Source organism: Rhizosphaericola mali (genome assembly GCF_004337365.2).
GTDB classification, from domain to species: Bacteria; Bacteroidota; Bacteroidia; order Chitinophagales; family Chitinophagaceae; genus Rhizosphaericola; species Rhizosphaericola mali.
On the sequence record NZ_CP044016.1, the window covers coordinates 4109692 to 4129585 of the forward strand.

The following is a 19894-nucleotide window of genomic DNA, read 5'->3' on the forward strand; positions in this document are numbered from 1 at the left end:
AAGAGAATGTCTTATTAAATAAAAGGAGCCCAATTGGGCTCTTTTTTTATGTTTAGTAAATCAAAAAATATAAAAATAATTTCACATTTTTTGATAAAATTTAAAATTCAGACAAAGAAATGGATATATTATAAAAATAGTAGATTTATATACTGTAATTTGTTTGTTAAAACTCTTTAACGTTAACTTTGTATTTACAATTTGTTAATAATTAATTAGGCATTAACCGTTTGAATTTTTATTAACTGCAACTAAGACTAAGTAATCTAATCCTATAGTGATTGGAAAATTTAGTCTTTTTATTTAAATAAATTTTACATATGAGGAAAAAAATGACTAAGTCTGGCCTAATGATGTTTGCAATGCTTATTTGTACTAGCGTTGTGCTTGGACAGCAAAAAGTATTTATCGGTAAACTTACAGATTCTACTGGAGCCCCTATTCGCGGTGCTTCTGTTACTATTCAAGGACATCGAACTGGCGTTATTACTGGCGATGACGGATCTTTTCAGTTAAAGGCAAATAATGGTGATATTCTGAATATTGCGGCATTGAATTATAAAAACCAATCATTCAGTATTGGAACAGAAAGCCAGGCGACAATTACTTTAAGTGCGGCGGCCACTAATTTAGATGAGGTCGTTGTAACTGCAATGGGTATTAGAAGAGATAAAAATACTTTACCATATGCTGCGCAACAAATATCAGGAGATCAGATGGCGCAAACTGCAGCAAACAGTAATCCTTTGTCAACATTATCAGGAAAAGTTGCAGGTTTACAAATAACTCAACAAAGCACACTAGGAGGATCCACAAATGTAATTTTACGAGGCGTTAAATCATTAACACAGAACAATCAAGCGCTATTTGTTATAGATGGTGTTCCATATGACAATACTCCACAGAGTACAAATGGTGTTGATTTAGGTAATGCGGGTAATGATATTGATCCTTCAGATATCGCAAGTGTCACTGTACTAAAAGGGCCTGCTGCATCGGCATTATATGGTTCAAGAGCCTCCAATGGTGTAATTATGATCACTACTAAAAAAGGATCAAGAGGTTTAAATGTTGGAGTTACTTTAGGGGGAAATTTAGGTTATATCGATGGTACTACCTTACCTAAATATCAAACTCAATATGGAGGTGGTTATTATACAACTTGGCAAGACTATGCTACTTACAATGGAGTCACAGCTCCTGTCGGTCAATTTGGCGCAGATGCGAGTACTGGTCCGGCATTTGATGGTTCTCAAGTATATCAATGGGATGCTTTTGTGCCTGGAGGAGCCAACTATCAGAAAACTACAACTTGGCAATATAATCCCAAAACCACTATCCAAAATTTCTTACAACATCCTGTAAATAGTTCGGTTGGAGTGAGTGTAAATGGAGCCAATGATAAGGGCTATTTCAAAATGAACTATGTAAATGACTATGGAAAAGGTATGATACCAAATAGTAACATAAAAAAGAATATGTTAACCTTTGGAGCCTCTTATGCTCTCTTATCTAATTTGAAAGTATCTGGTCAGATTACGTATAATAACACTGCAGGTCAGAACAGAAATGCATATGCGTATAGTGCAAGTGGTCAGAGTGTAATGCGAGATGTAAGACAATGGTGGCAAACAAATGTAGGTTTTGATGACTTGAAAAATGAGTATTACAACTCTGGTGGTCAAAATATGACTTGGAACTGGGCATCAGCTGCAGATGCAGAAAGTAATGTAGAAGGAAGTATTACCACTCCTGCCTATCATGATAATCCATATTGGGCCGCTTATAAAGATATGGAGCGTGACAGTCGTGATCGTTATTTTGGCCGTGTTCAAATTGATTATGACATTTACAAAGATTTGTCATTTATGGCTCGTGTGGCTAGAGACTCATATGACCAAACTGCGGAATTTGGTTTAAATAAAGGAGGGGTAGATATTTCTCAATATTGGAGATACAATACTAACTATAGTGAAATGAACTATGACTTCTTATTTAACTATCATCATGATATTAATAACGACTGGTCCGTTAAAGGGTTATTAGGTTCAAATATTAGACGTCAAGACCAATACCAATTGTATGCAACCACAGATGGTGGTATGGAAATCGCTGATGTATTTACCCTTTCAAATACGATAAATCAATCTTCTCCGACTGAAACTCAATGGAAAAGAGGTATCAATGGTATCTTTGCGGGGGGTACATTGGATTACAAAAAATTATTGACTTTGGATGCGACAATTAGAAGAGATGTTTCCTCTACTCTGCCAAAAGCTAATAATACATTCTACTACCCATCATTCTCTCTTAATTTTCAATTTGGAAAGTTGTTAAGAAATTGGAATTGGTTATCTAATGCTAAGGCTTGGGCTAACTATGCAATTGTTGGTAATGATGCACCAGTTTATAGTACTCAGAATTACTATCAATTTATTAACTCATTTAATAATCAGGCAGTTTTGTATAATCCAACTACCAATGCAAATCCAAACTTAAAACCAGAGAAAACAAAATCTGCGGAAGTTGGTTTAGAAGCTAGTTTTCTTCATAATCGTATTGGATTTACTGCTGATTATTATGATGCAAGAACGGTTGATCAAATCATGCCTTCAAATGTCTCTGCATCCACAGGATACACTGCATTTTTTGTAAATGGAGGTACAATGCAAAATAAAGGAGTGGAAGTTTCTTTGAATGCAACTCCCGTGTTGACTAAAAACTTTTCTTGGGAAGTGACAGTAAACTGGAGCAAGAATATACAAAAAGTATTATCGCTTTATGGCGGAAGTCAAAACTATACGGTAGCAACGTATCAAAATTCAATTCGCTTACAAGCTACTGTAGGAAAAGCATATCAACTACAAGGATCTGATTACGAATATGTGAACGGACAAAAGGAGATTGATGCGGATGGATATTATGTATTAAAATCCAATCAATATTCTAATCTTGGAACTCCAAATCCAACATGGATTGGTGGTATCAGAAATAATTTTACCTATAAAAATGTAACCTTAGGATTTTTAATTGATGTACGTAAAGGCGGTAGCTTATATTCTCTTGATATGGACTATGGTTCGGTTTCAGGTCTATACCCAAGAACTGCAGGTATTAATGCAAATGGAGTAGCTATTAGAACCCCAATCGCTCAAGGAGGTGGAATAATTTTGGATGGTGTTCACGCAGATGGTTCAAAAAACACAACTTATGTCGATGAATCTGATGTTAATGGAGAGACTGGTGGATACACATTTAGCTCTTCTTATAATGAAGCCGCTAAGGAATTTGTATACGATGCAGGTTATATTAAATTGAGAGAAGTTAGTTTAAATTATAATTTCCCTAAATCAGTTTATAGTAAACTATCTTTTGTAAAAGGCTTGAATTTTTCTTTGACGGGAAGAAACTTATGGATAATACATAAAAATGTACCATATGCTGATCCAGAACAAGGGCAAGCATCTGGAAATGCGTCTATGGGATATCAAAATGGAGCTTATCCAAATGTTAGAGAGTTAGGCGCACAGTTGAAAGTTAATTTCTAGTAAAATTCAAAAAAATACAATGATGAGAAAAAATTATAAAAGAATGTTAGGTTTGTTTACAATTGGAGGAATTTTATTGGCTTCATGTAGTAAACTGACTTCAATGAATGATAATCCGAAAGCAACTACCAATGTGGCAGCGAGTGCGGTTTTTACATATGGGCAAAAAAAATTAGTCGATAACTATACAAGTCCATCGGTTTCCGTTAACGTATTTAGAACTTTATCTCAAGAATGGACGGAATGTACGTATGTATATGCAGCGAAGTATGTATTTACGGCCTATACACCACAGTCAAATTGGTGGAATTATTTATACAGCCAAGTGCTTAATAATTTAGAAGATGCTAAGAATAAATGGGTAAACACGGGAGAGGATTCTAGTATTGTTAATAATGAAAGGAGAATTACAGATATGTTAGAAGTTTATACTTTTAATATGCTTACAGGTACATTCGGAGATATTCCTTATACGGCGTCTTTGAATACAGATATTCCATTTGCTGAATATGATAGCTCACAAACAATATATAATGATTTGTTATATAGATTGGATACTTCTATTTCTAGATTGAATTCTGCTGCTACGGCTATGGGTGAAGCGGATTTATTTTATAATGGAGATATTTCAAAATGGAAAAAGTTTGGAGCTTCTTTAATGATGAAAATAGCGATCCAATTGGCCGACTATAATTCAACATTATCAAAATCTTATGTAACAAAGGCGATTGATTATGGTATCTTAGCATCAAACGATGACAATGCAACGTTTACTTACTCAAGTAGTTCAACAAACAATATCAATCCAATTGCCGCAGCATTGAATTCTTCATATAGCACAAGACATGATTTCTGTCCTGCTGGATTGTTGGTTAATTATATGAATACTTATAGTGACCCTAGAAGAGCGTATATATTTAGATTATATAATGATAGTGCATATGTTGGTGGTGTTGCCGGATCATCTAATAGCTATGATAAAGTTTCGTTGTTTTCGACATCTTTAATTAATCCAACTATGCCAGGTACAATATTAGACTATACAACTATGCAATTTTTAATGGCAGAAGCAGTAGAAAGAGGATTTACAACTGGAACTGCGGCAACATATTATAATAATGCTATTACATCTTCTATTGAATTTTGGGGAGGCTCCGCTGCCGACGCAACAACATATTTAGCACAATCTGGTGTTGCATATTCATCTGCTACTGGTACTTGGAAACAAAAATTAGGATATCAAAAATGGTTGGCAAATTTCAATAATCCTTACGATGCTTGGACTGATGTGAGAAGATTGGGATATCCAAATCTTGATACTAAGGAAACTCGACCCAATAATACAGATGCAGGAGATTTTCCTTATAGATTAACTTATCCATCTAATGAATCAGGATCTAATACTACAAATTGGGAAACTGCAGTTTCTCATTTAACTGGTGGTGCAGATGTTGTTACTGCTAAATTATTCTGGATTCCATAGAACTACTGAGTTTTTTTAATTATAACACTACACCCTCGCGATTGCGAGGGTTTTTGTTATTTTTAAAAAGGTTCCAATACTTTTTGAATAGGAGGATAATAACTTCTTCCAAAATGATTCAAATGCATTAGTAAAGGATATAATTGACAAATTTCTACACGAGATTGCCAACCTTTTTGCAATGGGAAAGTATTCAAATATCCATCATAAAAAGCGGCATCAAATCCTCCAAATAACAACGTCATGGCAATATCCATTTCTCTATTACCATAATAAATAGCCGGATCAAATATAGATGGTTGTTTGGGTACAACACATCCATAATTTCCATTCCAAAGATCTCCATGAATTAAAGCTGGTGCTTCATTTGGGAAAATTTGAGGCAAATGCTCGCAAAGATTTTCCATTTTGTTCATATCCGTATTGGAAAAATATCCATTATTCATCGCTCTGATGCTCATTGGAATCAATCTTCTCTCAGCATAGAATTCCGCCCAATTACTTTTTGGTTCATTGTCTTGTGGCTGCGAACCGAGATAATTATTTTCTGATAAACCGAATTTATCCCAAATATTTTGATGTAATTCAGCCAAACCAATTCCTAATTTTTCGGATACATTGTGCTCCTGATAATCTTCTTGCAAATATTCCATGACGAGAAACGAATATCTGTCCCAAGTGCCATGTAAGTATGGTGTAGGTATTTTTAAAGTATGTTTAGCATGGCGTAATGTATCCAAACCATGGACTTCTTTTTCAAAAAAATCTACTGGTTTGTTTTGATTTATTTTTACAAAAAATTCAAAATCATCATTGTATAAAACGCCAGTTTCATTGATATCCCCTCCATATACGATTGAAAATCGCGTATCCGTAAAATCAATATTTTGATTTTCACTGATCTGTTGGGCTATATAATTTTGCAAATTTGCTTGCATCTCATTTCAGAAGAGAAAGATCAGTCATTGGTGGAATTTCGTATGGTGTTTTATTTTTTTCAAAAATGCGTGCTTGTAAATTTCCTTTTAAAGTAATTTTGTCGTCTTTGATATAAAGCCAACTGCCTTCACGCAAACCAACAACGGGTGTTTCATTTTGGGATAAAAATTCCAAAATTCGAGTTTCTCTCGTTTCCCCATTATGTTTCAAATGTGGATCTGGATCTAAATAATGCGGATTCAAATTGAACGGAACTAATCCTAACGTATCAAAAGACGGCGGATAGACGATCGGCATATCATTCGTCGTTTTCATACTCAATCCTCCAATGTTCGTTCCTGCACTACAACCAAGGTAAGGCGTTCCATTATTTACTGCATTTCGAATCGCATCGAGGAGTTGAAATTTATATAGTTGTTGCACCAATAAAAACGTATTTCCCCCGCCTGTGAATATTGCCTCTGCTTTTTCGATTGCTTCTATTTTCTTTTCAACAGTATGAATACCCACTACTTCGATTCCAATATTTTTAAAAAAACAGGTAGCTCTATTTGTGTACTCATCATACGAAATCCCTGATGGCCGTGCAAATGGTATAAAAAGCAATTTTTTTACACCGCTAAAATGAATTAGCAATTCATCTTTCAAATATTCTAAATATTGACCGCCAAATAGGGTAGATGTACTTGCTAAAATGATATTTCTAATCATGTAAGTTGCATAATTTTTGTAAGAAGAAAATGCATAGGATTGTCTCCTATGCGACGAATATAAAGTATTATTGTAATTGTTATCCGCGTCTTCTTTCTAATAATATCATCATCATTAAAGAAAGTAAAATTCTATCTGTATCCACTTCAACAAATTGTTTAGATTTTTCAACGGAGAATTTTCTTCCGAAAAAAGAAGCTTGCTTTTTTAACCGAGCGATTTTATTTCCAGAGTTATCGATAACAGAATATGAAGGATTAAAAACATAGCCAGTAAATATTCCAATCAAAGGAATTTCACTGAAAAAAGAATCTCCAACTTTTGTCCAAGGATTATCTTCTCTTATATGATATGAAAGATGTTTTGTTTCGTCAAAAATATCATATCGTGCTTTCCAAATTGAGGTCCAACCCTTACGCGCAACGCTGCCGATGATATTACCTTGTGCATCATAAAAAGAGTAAGTTGCGGAAAAGTCAATCCATTTATTTGCCTTAATTGTGTATAATAATTGGCTTTTGCTACTATCTGTGAAGATCTGAACTTCATCGAAAAATTTAAATATTTTTTGCCTTACAAATGCAATTGTATTTCCACTGGCATCTGTGGCTGTAAAATCATTGGCAAGTGTGCCAATGTGAAACTTAAAATCTATCGGAAATTCTACACTTTGCATGGCGATTTTGGTTTGTCCAAAAATACAAGAAAATTGAATTATTGACCAATTTTCAAAGCCTCAGTTACATTATCACGGTGACTTTTACCTATTGGAAATATTTCACCAGTTTTTAATTTTACTTTTTGATTCAGAATGCTTGAAATATTATCGATCGGAACGATATAACTTCGATGAATTCTGATAAAGGATTGTGTTGGTAATAGGTCCATAGCTTTTTTCAGCAAGAGTAGAGACATAATGGGCCTTTTTCCATCTTTGAAATGAAAAGAAGTATAGTCTTCCTTCGCTTCCACATAAGAAATGGATTTTAATTCAATTTTGAGTTGTTGATATTCCGACCAGATGAAGATAAACGGGCTTTCTCCTTCTTGTTGATTTTTCAAGTTGAGTTGTATTTGTGAAAGTGTTTGTGCCTTTTGAGCTGCTTTCTCAAATTTTTCGAATGTAAAAGGTTTAAGTAGGTAATCTACAGCTTCTATTTCAAAACCTTCATATGCATAATCTTTGTATGCAGTAGTAAATATGATAAATGGATTGGTTTTATTTTTCAAAACTTTTGCCAATTCAATACCTGTAATATCTGGCATTTGAATGTCTAAAAATAATAAATCTATAGGATGATTATTTAAAAACTCCAAGGCGGAGACTGCATCGTCAAAAGTTGCAGTCAATTGTAGGAATGGTATTTTTTTAGCATATTGCTCAACTAAAGACAATGCCCATGGTTCGTCGTCGATTGCTACACATTTCAACATAATAATTTATTTATACGGGTAGTATTAGGGAAACTTTAAATTTATCCAAATCATTATCAATATTTAATTGATAGGTTGTCGTATAGATTAAATCTAAGCGTTTTTTGGTATTTTCAATACCTAAGCCTTTTCGATTATCTGTTTTCAAGTTGGGGAAAATTCTGTTTTCACAATAAAAATTCAATTGATTATCAGATATATTTAAATCAATTTTAATTGGTGATTGTTCTTTTTTGCTTAATCCATATTTGAATGCATTTTCAATAAAAGTTAAAAGCAACATTGGAGCAATTCTTTTACCAATTGTATCTCCATTGGTATCAAATTCTAAATGGAACGTTTTACCTCCTCTCAATTGGTTTAAATATACATAATCTTTGATACAATTGATTTCGTCTTCAAGAGGAACAAATTCTTTCTCAGATGTATCGGTTATATAACGCATAATATTTGAAAGACGCATAATTGCTTCAGAGGTATATTCTGACTGAACGACAGACATAGAATATATATTATTGAGCGTATTGAAAAGAAAGTGTGGATTCACTTGGGCTTTCAAGAAAAATAATTCTGCTTTTGTCTTTTCGGAGGCCGCTTGTAAAAAAGATTGTTGAGAGGTATTTAATTTTTTTTGATATTCAGTCGTGATTCCGATGGCAATGATGGCAAGATATAGGAACATACTAATCAGATCAGGATGAAATTTTCTCCTACCGTCAGGATGAAAATCTTCTCGTGGAGGAGGCATCATATTATTTCTTTCATCATTAATATGCATTGGAGGCGGTTGCATGCGATCCTCATTTGGGTGAAATGGGGGTTGCATATGCTGTGTTTCCAATATAGAATCGACAATTCGGCGATGCATTTGCTCAAATTGTTGCATTTTTTTCATCTGATCTTTTCTAATATTATTCATCAATAATCGAAATGGATTGGAGAAAAGTAAAATCAAACCAATAATAGAAACAACAGAAAAATAAAGAACTTTTTTCTTAGGATGAAAAAACCATTTTGGGATAAATAGAAATCTATTGAGAAAAAATAAAACTAAGAATATGCTGAAATAAACAAAAAAACGCAAAATAAACTTCCCAGGCGAACTGAATTGGGCCAGATCGCTAACAAATAAGAATAAAAAGCAACCTAAGATTAACCAAGTAATAATTATTATGATAATTTCAGTGTAAAGTTTCTTCATACTCTTTTTTGAAACTAAAGTATTGAATTGTATCATTTTTTATGTTTTTGAATAGATAAGCTGGTAGATTCTATAGATTATCCTTAATAAAATGCAAAAAGACTTTCAACAAATAGTGAAAGTCTTTTGTAAAAATAAGGAATTAGATGATTCGTGAATTTTATTTCGTTTTTACTCTTAAGGTTGCAAAAGCAGCAATTAGAAATAAAACACCACCAAATACCAATGCTAAAATACTTCTGTCATGGAAGCCATACTTGACAATTGCACCTCCAAAAATACCATTACAAATCTGGGGAAGTGTAATAAAGAAATTGAAAAATCCCATATAAACACCCATTTTTTTGGCAGGTAATGCTCCCGAAAGAATCGCATAAGGCATGGACAAAATACTTCCCCAAGCGATACCGATTCCAATCATTGGTAAGATTAATAAATTTGGCGTTGGTATAAAATAGATAGAAATTAAACTAATTCCACCTATAACAAGAGAAAGTGCATGGGTTCCTTTTTTCCCTAATTTATTGGCAATTCCCGGTAAGAATAAAGCATAAATTGCAGAAACACCATTGTAAATTCCGAATAAAATTCCGACCCAATTACCTGCGTCAGCATAAGCCTCGCTACTTGTGTCCGATGCAGGTACATGATATATATGCTCTGCAATAGCGGGAGTGGAAAATACCCACATGGAAAACAATCCGAACCAAGTAAAAAATTGTACCAATCCCAATTCTTTCATGGTTTTGGGCATTTCTTTAATGTCTTTGAATATGGATTTCAAGCCGTTTTGTGGTAATATCTTCTCGGCTTCTTTTTCCTTTAATTCTTCTGTTGTTGGTGGATATTCTTTGGTCGTAATAATCGTCCAAAAAATCGTAATCAATAATACAACCGCTCCAATGTAAAATGAATATTTTACGTTGTCAGGAACAATGCCTTCTGGTGCAACTTTGGATACATTTCCCCATTTTGCTAAGAAAAAAGGTAACCATGAGCCAACTACCGCGCCGATTCCAATCAGACAAGTTTGTATCGCAAAACCTTTACTTGTTTGTTCGCCAGGCAATTTGTCCGCCACCAATGCTCTGAAAGGTTCCATTGCGATATTGATACACGTGTCCATCAACATCAATAAACCCGCACCCATAATCAATGGTGAAATAATATGTACAAATGAACCCGAACTTGGCAAAAAGAACAATGCTAAAGCTGTTAAAATTGCTCCAACCAAGAAATAGGGTTTTCTTCTTCCCAATTTATTCCAAGTGATGTCGCTATAATGTCCGATGATCGGCTGTACAATCATGCCCGTCAGTGGCGCAGCCAACCAGAATAAGGGTAAATGCTCTACATTGGCACCGAAGGTTTGTAATATTCTTGATGCATTTCCATTTTGTAAGGCAAATCCTGCTTGAATACCAAAAAATCCCATGCTCATATTCCAAATGGCACGATTACCCAATAATGGTTTTTTGGATGTATTATTTTGAATGTCTGTTGCGTCCATATTGTAAGCTTATTCAATTTCTATAATGGTGTAATCTGTCGCAGCTACTTTGGTATTAAGCGCTTTTGATTTCGTCCATTTCGAGGATAATATGTTATATGACAGTATCTTATATTTCGAAAAAGTAGGTTGCGATCCTAATTGTTTTTGCAAATCGGCGAGTGAAATATGGATGTCTATTGGATTTTTTCGATCAAAATTGGCAAACACACAAACACATTTTTTATCGTTAAATCTGGCGAAAGCAAATTGTTTTTCATTCAAATGAGGAAGGTTAATGACTTGATAATTTCCCGATTGAATGACCGAATTTCCATTCACCAAATTTAAAAGGAAAGCATAATGTTTGAGTAAGTTTTTTTGAGATTCGGATAAATATTTTCCATCAAATTTTCCATTATCCATCCACTGTTGTTGCGCTGGAATCCCCCAATAATCAAAAATAGAAGTTCGTCCATCATCGCCACCAAATCCTTCTTTGCCTGCGCCTTTTTCACCTACTTCTTGCCCGTTGTAGATCATAATCGGACTTTTGGGAAGACAAGCGATCACTGCCATTGCAGGCAAACCAAAATCTGCATTATCGGCAAATTCTTTAGATGCAACTCTTTGTTCGTCATGATTTTCCAAAAAACGGACAAAATGTTGACTATTTCTAGCTTTTTGTATGCTGTCAATCGCGGTTGATTTTTCCTTATTTTGATCTGTTAGGAGTGAGCGCAACAAATCGTACATGCCGGTTTTGTCATACAAATAATCAAAATGTCCATCATCTAAATAAGCACCATAGACTTTTGGATTGTATGCTTCACCCATGAAAATAATTGCAGGATATTGTGCTTTGATATTTGGAATAACCCAATGCCAAAATTCCACAGGAACCATCTCCACCATGTCACATCTAAATCCATCGACACCCAAACTAGACCAATACAAAAGAATCTGTTCCAATTTGTGCCAAAGCGGAGGAATGGGATCAAAATGATTTTGCTTATTTTTTTGAAAATCAACGCCGTAATTCAATTTGATCGTTTCGTACCAATCATCAATCGAAGGTTTAGCTGAGAAAACATCATTGCCTGTGGCTTTTGCTGGTGTTTCTGCAAATTTTCCATCCATACCTAAAATCTTTGCAATATCAGATGGTACATTTTTATTCTCTGCTAATTGTAAGGACGTGCCAGGTAAATAATAGAAATCATTTTTCGTAGAAAAACTTTTACTCGTATCTTCCTGATTACCAATAGCTACGGAGTTATTTGGATGAAAAGAATCTTCCCGATAAGCTCTAGAAACATGATTTGGAATGAAATCCATAATCACTTTCAAACCATGACGATGCGTCCTTTCTATCAATGCCAAAAATTCCTTTTTGCGTAACGCAACATTGTTTGCTAAGTCTGGATTCACATCATAATAATTCCGAATTGCATAAGGCGAACCAGCTCGACCTTTGACAATATCCGCATCATCGGCAGGCATGCCATATTTTGTATAATCCGTTGTGGTTGCGTGTCTTATGATGCCCGTGTACCAAATATGCGTGATATGTAAAGTCTTCAAAGAATCTAAGGCTCGATCAGAAATGTCGTCAAATTTCCCGACGCCATTTTCTGCAATCGAACCATAATATTTGTTGGTGGTATTTTTGTTGCCAAAATTACGCACCAACATTTGATAGATTACTGGTCTTTGTTGTGCTTGCAACTGTTGTAAGCTACAGAGTAAAGACAAGCCAATCAAAAATTTTCGCATCCAAGAAATTTTATTTTTCCAAAACCGGCAAAGCCCAATTTACGATTTCTGCATTTGTCAAAGACTTTGTTTCGTTCCAAATTTTTAATTTTAAGGAAGGACCAGAAAGCAATAGAACGGAAGTATTTTCTTTATTTACAGAAACCTTGATCAAACTATTACGGAAACCTATTTGAAAGGAAAATGATTGCCAATTTTCGGGTAAAAATGGTTGGAATTCCAAAGCACCATTTCTAACACGCATACCGCCAAAACCTTCGACCACACTCATCCACGTGCCCGCCATGGAAGTTATATGTAATCCGTCATCCGTATCGTTATTATAATTATCCAAATCCAAACGAGACGTACGCAAATAGAATTCGTAAGCACGTTTTTCATCGCCCAATTTCGCTGCTAAAATGCTGTGAACACATGGAGAAAGCGAACTTTCGTGTACGGTTCTTGGTTCATAAAAATCAAAATTGCGACGCAAAGTTTCCAAATCAAACTTGTCTTCCAAGAAATAAAATCCTTGCAAAACGTCCGCTTGTTTGATATAACAGCTACGCAAAATACGATCCCAACTCCATTTTTGATTTAAAGGACGATCAGATGCAGGAAGGTCTTTGACCAATATTTGTTCTTTATCCAAATAATTGTCTTGTTGCAAGAAAATACCTTTTTCCTTATCCTCTGGCAAATACATATTTTCGATAATATGTTGCCATTTTTCAGTTTCCTCTTCAAAACGGAATTGCGTATTATCCAAAATCTCTTGGTAACGTGCCGCATCCATATTTTTGACAGATTCCAACGCTGTTAATGTATATTCCAAACACCAAATCGCCATAGAACTTGTGTACCAGTTGTTGTTGATATTATTTTCATATTCATTTGGACCCGTCACGCCCAGCATCACATATAGGTTTCTTTGTTCGCTCCAATTGACACGTTGTGCCCAAAAACGTGCGATACCAATCAAAACATCCAAACCATATTCTTTCAAATACGCTTTGTCGCCTGTGTAATTGATGTAACGGTAAACAGCAAATGCAATCGCTGCATTTCTATGAATCTCTTCAAAAGTAATTTCCCACTCATTGTGACATTCTTCACCGTTGATCGTAACCATTGGATACAATGCCGCACCATCTTTGAAACCTAATTTAGCCGCATTTTCAATGGCTTTTTGCAAGTGATTATGTCTGTAAACCAATAAGTTACGAGAAACATTTTCTTCTGCTGTAGAAAGATAAAAAGGCAAACAATACGCTTCCGTATCCCAATAAGTTGTACCGCCATATTTCTCTCCGGTAAATCCTTTTGGTCCGATATTTAAGCGTGCATCTTCGCCCGTATACGTTTGATTTAATTGGAAAATATTAAAACGAATGGCTTGTTGTGCCGCTACATCACCTTCAATAATGATGTCACTATTTTCCCATTTGTTTTTCCACGCGGCTGCTTGTTCGGATAACAATTGATCAAATCCTTTTGCGGAAACAGTAGCTATTCTTTCCGTTGCTTGTTCGAATAATTCTTTTTTAGCATAATTTTCAGAAGAAAGATTGACAGCAATTTTTTCAAATGAAAATGTGTTTCCCTCTTGAATGTCTAATTCGAAAGATTGACCAATCCATTTTTCTTTTTCAATCGTATTTGCATTGATTTTCAATTGTTTATCATCCAAATAAGTTTTGATCGACGTTGCCGTACAAACATCAAAAGCTGTTTTTTTCGTACGAATCGTTAGGAGAGAAGTGTTGCCATTTTGTTGTTTAGCTACTTCATCCCAAAATTTCTCATCATAATTAGAATCTTCATTTTTAATATCACCATCAATGAAAGACGCCATGGAAATTTTACCAGAAAAATTCAATGCTTTGATAGAAAAACGATATGCTGCCGCCTCATCATCTGCAATGCTGTAAAAACGTATAGAATTGATTTCCAAAGATTTACCATCAGGGAAATTGGCAATACATTTTCTTACCAAATTACCTTCTTGCATATCTAATGCACGATAATATTCGGAAACTTCCATTTTTGCCAAATCCAATTCTACACCATCAATTTGGATAGAAAGTCCCATCCAATTGGCTGCATTTAAGACTTTTGCAAAATATTCTGGATAACCATTTTTCCACCAACCCACACGCGTTTTGTCTGGATAATAAACGCCGGCAATATAATTTCCTTGCAAAGACTTACCTGAATATGACTCTTCAAAATTGCCTCGTTGCCCCATGCGACCGTTACCCAAACTGAAAAGACTTTCAGAAATTTGGTGAACGCTCGGGTCAAATTTGTTTTCTATAATTTTCCATTCATCTTGGATGATATAATCTGTCATATTCTATTATTTCGAAATTTTTTCTAATGATTTTAATTTTTCAATGCTCATATCGTACAAGCCGGGAACGACGATATCCGCTTTGGTAAGCACCTCTGGTTGACCGATACCTACACTGTACATGCCGCCAGCAATAGCAGCTTCGATACCCGCAACCGCATCTTCAAATACTACGGATTCATTGGGTTGCACACCCACAGCTTCCGCACCTTTCAAGAAAACTTCCGGATCTGGTTTGCTGTGCGTAACAGAATTACCATCAATGATCGCATCAAAAAGATTGGTAATTCCCAAATTATTTAAAATGATTCCCGCGTTTTTACTTGCAGAACCTAATGCTGTTTTATAGCCCGCTTCGCGTATTTTTTGTAAAAATTCCTTTGCACCTGGAAGTTCTTCTCCTGGTTTGATTTGTTGGATCATATCCACATACCATTCATTTTTTTGCGTAGCGAGTGCATTCATTTCTTCCCCAGATTTGGAAACGCCACCCCAAGCAAGAATTTTTTTCAAAGAATCCATTCTGCTCACGCCTTTTAATTCCTCATTTTGCACTTCTGTAAAATCAAAACCTAAGCTGTTGGCCAATTTTTTCCAAGCTTTGTAATGATACACTGCGGTGTCCACCACTACGCCGTCCAGATCAAATAAACATGCTTTTATCATTCTATTCTATTTATATAAATTATTGTAATTCAATTGCTAAAGTGGTAAATGAAGGCACTTTTATATTTTGAATATTGCTGTACTGCTCGCCTGAAATAATATTTTTTCCTGTATGAAAATTGGACATTCTTTGGGAGAATCTATCCGTTTTTAAGTTGAATTCTTTGTCGTTGGTATTCATAATTAGCATCACCGTTTTGGAATCATTGTATCGGAAGTACACGTAGATTCCATCTTGTGGTACATACTGCATCAATTTTCCCGACTGTAAAACCGGATTTTTTTTGCGGTATTGCGCTAAAGTAGAAATGTAGTTAAATAACTCATTTTCAGATTGTGAGCGACCTTTTTCCGTAAATTTATCTTGCTTATCACCAAGCCAACCACCCGGAAAATCTTCCCGTACATAACCATCAGGATCGGTAAAACCTTTCATGTAAATTTCCGTACCGTAATACATTTGAGGGATGCCGCGGGTCGTCAATAACCAAGTCAATGCAGATTTTAATTTATCCGAATTTTGACCTACAACGGAATAAAATCTTGGCAAATCGTGATTATCCAAGAAAACGACATTGCGTGTCGGATCTTGATAAATAAAATCTTTGGAGAGATTATTATATATTTTCATTGCACCATTATCCCAACTAAAAGGTTGTGTCATCGCATCGGTGATGGCAATTTTACTCTGAAAATCCGTCACTCCAGGCAAATGCGTATCCAATCCACGATGAATCATATCGCCTTGTGCAAATGCCGCTTGATTGACTGCGCCATTGACGAAAGTCTCTCCAAACATGGAAAAATTAGGATATTCCGCCTTGATTTGTTGCGCCCACCATGCCATAAAATTAGGGTCGTTATATGGGTAAGTATCAATGCGAAAACCATCAACACCTGCGTATTCAATCCACCAAAGATTACTTTGTAAAATATATTTTTGCAAATAAGGATTGGACTCATTCATGTCCGGCATATGTGTGTCAAACCAACCGTTAACCATCGTTTTTCGATCAATGTCTGCTCCGTACGGATCAAAATCTACTTGATCTCTAAAATTAGAATTGGTATAAGTTGGCCATTGATGTACCCAATCTTTCATCGGTAAATCAACCACCGTCCAATGTTGATCGCCGAAATGATTAGGCACGACGTCCATCACCATTTTCATACCACGTCGGTGTAAGGAATCCGTTAAAGTTTTGAATAATTCATTTGTACCATATCTAGGATCCATGTGGTAATTTTCCGTATTGGCATAACCATGATAGGAAGTGCTGTGTTCGTCATTCTCCAATGCAGGTGTCATCCAAAGAGCGGTAATTCCTAATTGATCCAAATAATCCAAATGATTGATAACACCCTGTAAATCACCACCATGTCTTGAAGTGAGCGTATCTCTATGCAAACCAGTTTCGTGTAAACTTGTTACGATATCATTGGTTGTATCTCCATTGGCAAATCGATCAGGCATCAAGAGATAAATAAAATCTTTGCTTGTTACGCCTTGCGCTTTGATACCTTTATTTCGGTCTTTTAATTCGTAGTTAAATAGGATGTCTTTTTCGCCTTTTTTCTTGAAAATGATTGGGAACGTTCCCGATTTTGCATTAGAAGAAATGTTGATGTCCAAGAATAAATAATTCGGATTTTCGACTTTGTTGATTTTTTCTAAAGTCACCCCTTTGTAGGAAATATTGGGTGTGAAATCTGCAATATTGTTTCCATGAACAATCAATTGAACATTGTGGTATTGCATGCCCACCCACCAATTAAGTGGTTCGACTCTGTCAATACGTTTGTCTTGTTGTGCAACCACAGACTGTATCTGATACGTAAATGCTAAACAAGTTACTATTTTGAATAAATATTTTACCATAAAAAAAGAAGGAAAGAAAAGTCTAAAAATAGTAAAAGAAAGGGTGTAATTTTCAACTACACCCTTTTATTTTTATTTATTATTGTAATTCGTAGACAATAGTATTTGCCGTTGTATTTACAGTTATTTGATACTTCGCCGCACTTGGTGGCGTAATGTTTCCTCCACTCGTACTAATGGTTCCACTTGTTGCACCTGCTCCATAAGAAGTGTTCCAATTAGCAGCAGGAGTAATTTTAAAACTGCCACCTGAAGAAAAGTCGATAATTCCAACATAAATGCCATTACTAGTTTCTGAAATTAAAGCATCTGTGGTAGAAAAAGTCCAACCATTATAGTCTCCAGGAACGTACAAGTAGCTTGCAGTTGAGTAAGGTTGCATTTTAATTTGAATAGGATCGGTATATGTTGCAGCAAAAGAATCTGCAATACTTGATGATAATCTTACCTCTACGGTTGTCAAAGAATCAAATGACAGTCCTAATTTATTAAGTGTGGTATTTAAATCAGAACCTAAGAAAGAATAAGACGTTAATCCATTGTCTACTGCAACAGAAATAGGACTTGCAAAATCTGTACCTGCAACAGCAAATTGTAATTGTTGCGTAATTGCTGCTTGATATCCAAAAGAAGCAGGTGTCCAAGAAAATGTAATAAGAGAATCAGATGCATTGTCTTGTGTAACTGTTACAGAAGAAACGTTGGCGGATAACGTACCAGAAGTGCCTTCTTGAGCTACTACATTTGTCCCTTCTTTTTTACATGCAAAAGCAAGTATGCAAAGTAATAATGGGAATAATCTTTTTATATAAGATAACATAGTCTTAAATTTTATTGGATTAATAGCCTGTATTTTGAGTTAAATTGGTGTTGGTAGTCACATCGTTTAATGGTAGAGGGTAAATATCTCTATAACTAGAAGTACCAATACCGCTAGCATTACCACCTTTCCAAGGCCATACATAGGAGGAGCCAGTGAACATACCGTAACGTATCAAATCAGTACGACGTGTTGCTTCCCAATACATTTCTCTCATTTTTTCAGACAAAAGATCTGTTAATGTGATCGAACCAAAATTGCCAGATGTACTTCCGTATGCTCTTTGTCTCAATAAATTGACATAAGCCAATGCTTGGGATGTAGATCCTCCAGCTCCTCCACGCAATACGGCCTCTGCATAATTTAAATACACTTCTGCCAATCTAAATAAAGGAAAATCAGTAGAGCAATAAGTTCCTCCAATGGAGGCAGGCGTTGCTCCTGTTGAGGTAAGATTTGTCCATTTTGTCAAAGCGTAACCTTGTGTAAAAGTGCTCGGGTCGGTAATAGTTGTCGTACTTGAGCTAGTTATATAAAACATGGCTCTTGTATCAGTTGCACCAGTATTATCCGTAAAACTATTTGGCAATGGAGAGCGACTTCTATTACCACCCCAGCCTCCAGTTGGAATTCCGAATTTAGTAGGTCCCATTGCGGAGCTTACTTCTGCATTGATGATATAAGTAGTTCCTCCATAGTTCTGCGTATTCACACCGTCATAGTTGATAGTGAGAATTTCTTCGTTATTGTTTAGATTGTTGTCTCCTTTAAACAAATTGGCATAAGTTGTATTTAAAGAATAGCCAGCATCAATTACTTTAGAGGAATATAAAATTGCGCTATCGTATTTAGTAGTACCTGTATACACACCTGCATTCAAATACAATCTGGATAATAAAGCCCAATCTGCACCTTGATCTGCTCTACCATATTCATTATCTCTTGCGGTTACCAGACTATCTTCTATATCTAAAAGTTCAGTTTCTACATATTTAAATAAATCAGCTCTTTTAATTTGTGGTGGATTAGTTGTACCGATCGTGCTATATTCTGTTACGAAAGGAGGATTACCAAACATATCCATCAAGACCCAATATTGATAAGCACGGATAAATCTTGCTTCGGCTCTATATTGTTTTATTAAACCAAGTGAGTCACTAGAAATATTTCTAGCAGATAATTTATCATCTGTAGATTCTTTCAAAAATTCATTGGCAATAGTTATTTGATAAATACTTCTTGTATATAAACCAAGTAGAAATGTATTGCTTGATGTCCAAGTGCTGTAATTTAAATCAGGAATACCTACATCTTGCCATGAACATATTGCTTCGTCTGTCGGCAACTCTTGTGCCATCCAATATAATCTTAAGAAATCAGAAGTTCCTGCATCTATTCCTCCTAAGTCAGAACTTGCTGGACCTTGGCTACTTGTAACTGCATAGCTTGCATATACTTTGACCAAACCTTCTTTGTATGCTGCGGCACTTGTATATATGTTATCTGCTGTTACGGAGTTAAGTTGAGTAAGGTTGAGATCCTTTTTGCAAGAAGCAAATCCAACAAGTGATCCTAAAATGGCTATATATAATTTATTAACAATTTTCATATGT

The 19894-nt window shown here is 35.2% G+C and carries 14 protein-coding genes; 2 read left to right on the forward strand and 12 right to left on the reverse strand.

What is annotated here, in order from left to right:
* Nucleotides 1-332 precede the first annotated feature (332 nt).
* On the forward strand, nt 333-3548 hold the full coding sequence (locus tag E0W69_RS17585) for a SusC/RagA family TonB-linked outer membrane protein (RefSeq protein ID WP_191967899.1): 3216 nt from the start codon (nt 333-335) through the stop codon (nt 3546-3548).
* 19 nt (nt 3549-3567) lie between these two features.
* Nucleotides 3568-5031 (forward strand): SusD/RagB family nutrient-binding outer membrane lipoprotein, encoded by a 1464-nt coding sequence (locus E0W69_RS17590; RefSeq protein WP_131331370.1) that lies wholly within the window; start codon nt 3568-3570, stop codon nt 5029-5031.
* A 62-nt stretch (nt 5032-5093) separates the two neighbouring features.
* Here E0W69_RS17590 and E0W69_RS17595 read toward each other — a convergent pair whose 3' ends face one another.
* The 12 genes from E0W69_RS17595 to E0W69_RS17650 all read right to left on the reverse strand — a co-directional run bounded on the left by E0W69_RS17595 (nt 5094) and on the right by E0W69_RS17650 (nt 19890).
* Complete coding sequence (locus E0W69_RS17595; protein ID WP_131331371.1) at nt 5094-5969, reverse strand: fructosamine kinase family protein; 876 nt, start codon at nt 5967-5969, stop codon at nt 5094-5096.
* A gap of 1 nt (nt 5970) precedes the next feature.
* Complete coding sequence (gene pepE, locus E0W69_RS17600; RefSeq protein WP_131331372.1) at nt 5971-6681, reverse strand: dipeptidase PepE; 711 nt, start codon at nt 6679-6681, stop codon at nt 5971-5973.
* A gap of 79 nt (nt 6682-6760) precedes the next feature.
* Nucleotides 6761-7357, reverse strand: a complete 597-nt coding sequence (locus E0W69_RS17605; RefSeq protein ID WP_191967900.1) for an LURP-one-related/scramblase family protein — start codon at nt 7355-7357, stop codon at nt 6761-6763.
* Nucleotides 7358-7395: 38 nt separating this feature from the next.
* On the reverse strand, nt 7396-8115 hold the full coding sequence (locus E0W69_RS17610; protein ID WP_131331374.1) for a LytR/AlgR family response regulator transcription factor: 720 nt from the start codon (nt 8113-8115) through the stop codon (nt 7396-7398).
* A 10-nt stretch (nt 8116-8125) separates the two neighbouring features.
* Nucleotides 8126-9316 carry a sensor histidine kinase gene (locus E0W69_RS17615; protein ID WP_191967901.1) on the reverse strand — a complete coding sequence of 397 codons (1191 nt, stop codon included), beginning with the start codon at nt 9314-9316 and terminating at the stop codon, nt 8126-8128.
* 160 nt (nt 9317-9476) lie between these two features.
* Nucleotides 9477-10826, reverse strand: coding sequence for an MFS transporter (locus E0W69_RS17620; RefSeq protein ID WP_225321306.1), 1350 nt, complete (start codon nt 10824-10826; stop codon nt 9477-9479).
* 9 nt (nt 10827-10835) lie between these two features.
* Nucleotides 10836-12581 carry an alpha-amylase family protein gene (locus E0W69_RS17625; protein WP_131331376.1) on the reverse strand — a complete coding sequence of 582 codons (1746 nt, stop codon included), beginning with the start codon at nt 12579-12581 and terminating at the stop codon, nt 10836-10838.
* A gap of 10 nt (nt 12582-12591) precedes the next feature.
* Nucleotides 12592-14916: a glycoside hydrolase family 65 protein gene (locus tag E0W69_RS17630; RefSeq protein ID WP_131331377.1), complete on the reverse strand. Its 2325-nt coding sequence runs from the start codon at nt 14914-14916 to the stop codon at nt 12592-12594.
* 6 nt (nt 14917-14922) lie between these two features.
* On the reverse strand, nt 14923-15582 hold the full coding sequence (pgmB, locus tag E0W69_RS17635) for a beta-phosphoglucomutase (protein WP_131331378.1): 660 nt from the start codon (nt 15580-15582) through the stop codon (nt 14923-14925).
* Between the two features lie 19 nt (nt 15583-15601).
* Complete coding sequence (locus E0W69_RS17640) at nt 15602-17461, reverse strand: glycoside hydrolase family 13 protein (protein WP_131331379.1); 1860 nt, start codon at nt 17459-17461, stop codon at nt 15602-15604.
* A gap of 79 nt (nt 17462-17540) precedes the next feature.
* On the reverse strand, nt 17541-18281 hold the full coding sequence (locus E0W69_RS17645) for a SusE domain-containing protein (protein ID WP_131331380.1): 741 nt from the start codon (nt 18279-18281) through the stop codon (nt 17541-17543).
* A 19-nt stretch (nt 18282-18300) separates the two neighbouring features.
* Nucleotides 18301-19890 carry a RagB/SusD family nutrient uptake outer membrane protein gene (locus E0W69_RS17650; RefSeq protein WP_131331381.1) on the reverse strand — a complete coding sequence of 530 codons (1590 nt, stop codon included), beginning with the start codon at nt 19888-19890 and terminating at the stop codon, nt 18301-18303.
* Nucleotides 19891-19894 lie beyond the last annotated feature (4 nt).

Bases quoted from the DNA above. Each gene is read 5' to 3' on its own strand.
- E0W69_RS17605 (WP_191967900.1), bottom strand. From the start codon at position 7,357: ATGCAAAGTGTAGAATTTCCGATAGATTTTAAGTTTCACATTGGCACA.
- E0W69_RS17595 (WP_131331371.1), bottom strand. From the start codon at position 5,969: ATGCAAGCAAATTTGCAAAATTATATAGCCCAACAGATCAGTGAAAAT.
- E0W69_RS17630 (WP_131331377.1), bottom strand. From the start codon at position 14,916: ATGACAGATTATATCATCCAAGATGAATGGAAAATTATAGAAAACAAA.
- E0W69_RS17625 (WP_131331376.1), bottom strand. From the start codon at position 12,581: ATGCGAAAATTTTTGATTGGCTTGTCTTTACTCTGTAGCTTACAACAG.
- E0W69_RS17640 (WP_131331379.1), bottom strand. From the start codon at position 17,461: ATGGTAAAATATTTATTCAAAATAGTAACTTGTTTAGCATTTACGTAT.
- E0W69_RS17610 (WP_131331374.1), bottom strand. From the start codon at position 8,115: ATGTTGAAATGTGTAGCAATCGACGACGAACCATGGGCATTGTCTTTA.
- E0W69_RS17615 (WP_191967901.1), bottom strand. From the start codon at position 9,316: ATGAAGAAACTTTACACTGAAATTATCATAATAATTATTACTTGGTTA.
- pgmB (WP_131331378.1), bottom strand. From the start codon at position 15,582: ATGATAAAAGCATGTTTATTTGATCTGGACGGCGTAGTGGTGGACACC.
- E0W69_RS17620 (WP_225321306.1), bottom strand. From the start codon at position 10,826: ATGGACGCAACAGACATTCAAAATAATACATCCAAAAAACCATTATTG.
- E0W69_RS17590 (WP_131331370.1), top strand. From the start codon at position 3,568: ATGATGAGAAAAAATTATAAAAGAATGTTAGGTTTGTTTACAATTGGA.
- E0W69_RS17645 (WP_131331380.1), bottom strand. From the start codon at position 18,281: ATGTTATCTTATATAAAAAGATTATTCCCATTATTACTTTGCATACTT.
- E0W69_RS17585 (WP_191967899.1), top strand. From the start codon at position 333: ATGACTAAGTCTGGCCTAATGATGTTTGCAATGCTTATTTGTACTAGC.
- pepE (WP_131331372.1), bottom strand. From the start codon at position 6,681: ATGATTAGAAATATCATTTTAGCAAGTACATCTACCCTATTTGGCGGT.
- E0W69_RS17650 (WP_131331381.1), bottom strand. From the start codon at position 19,890: ATGAAAATTGTTAATAAATTATATATAGCCATTTTAGGATCACTTGTT.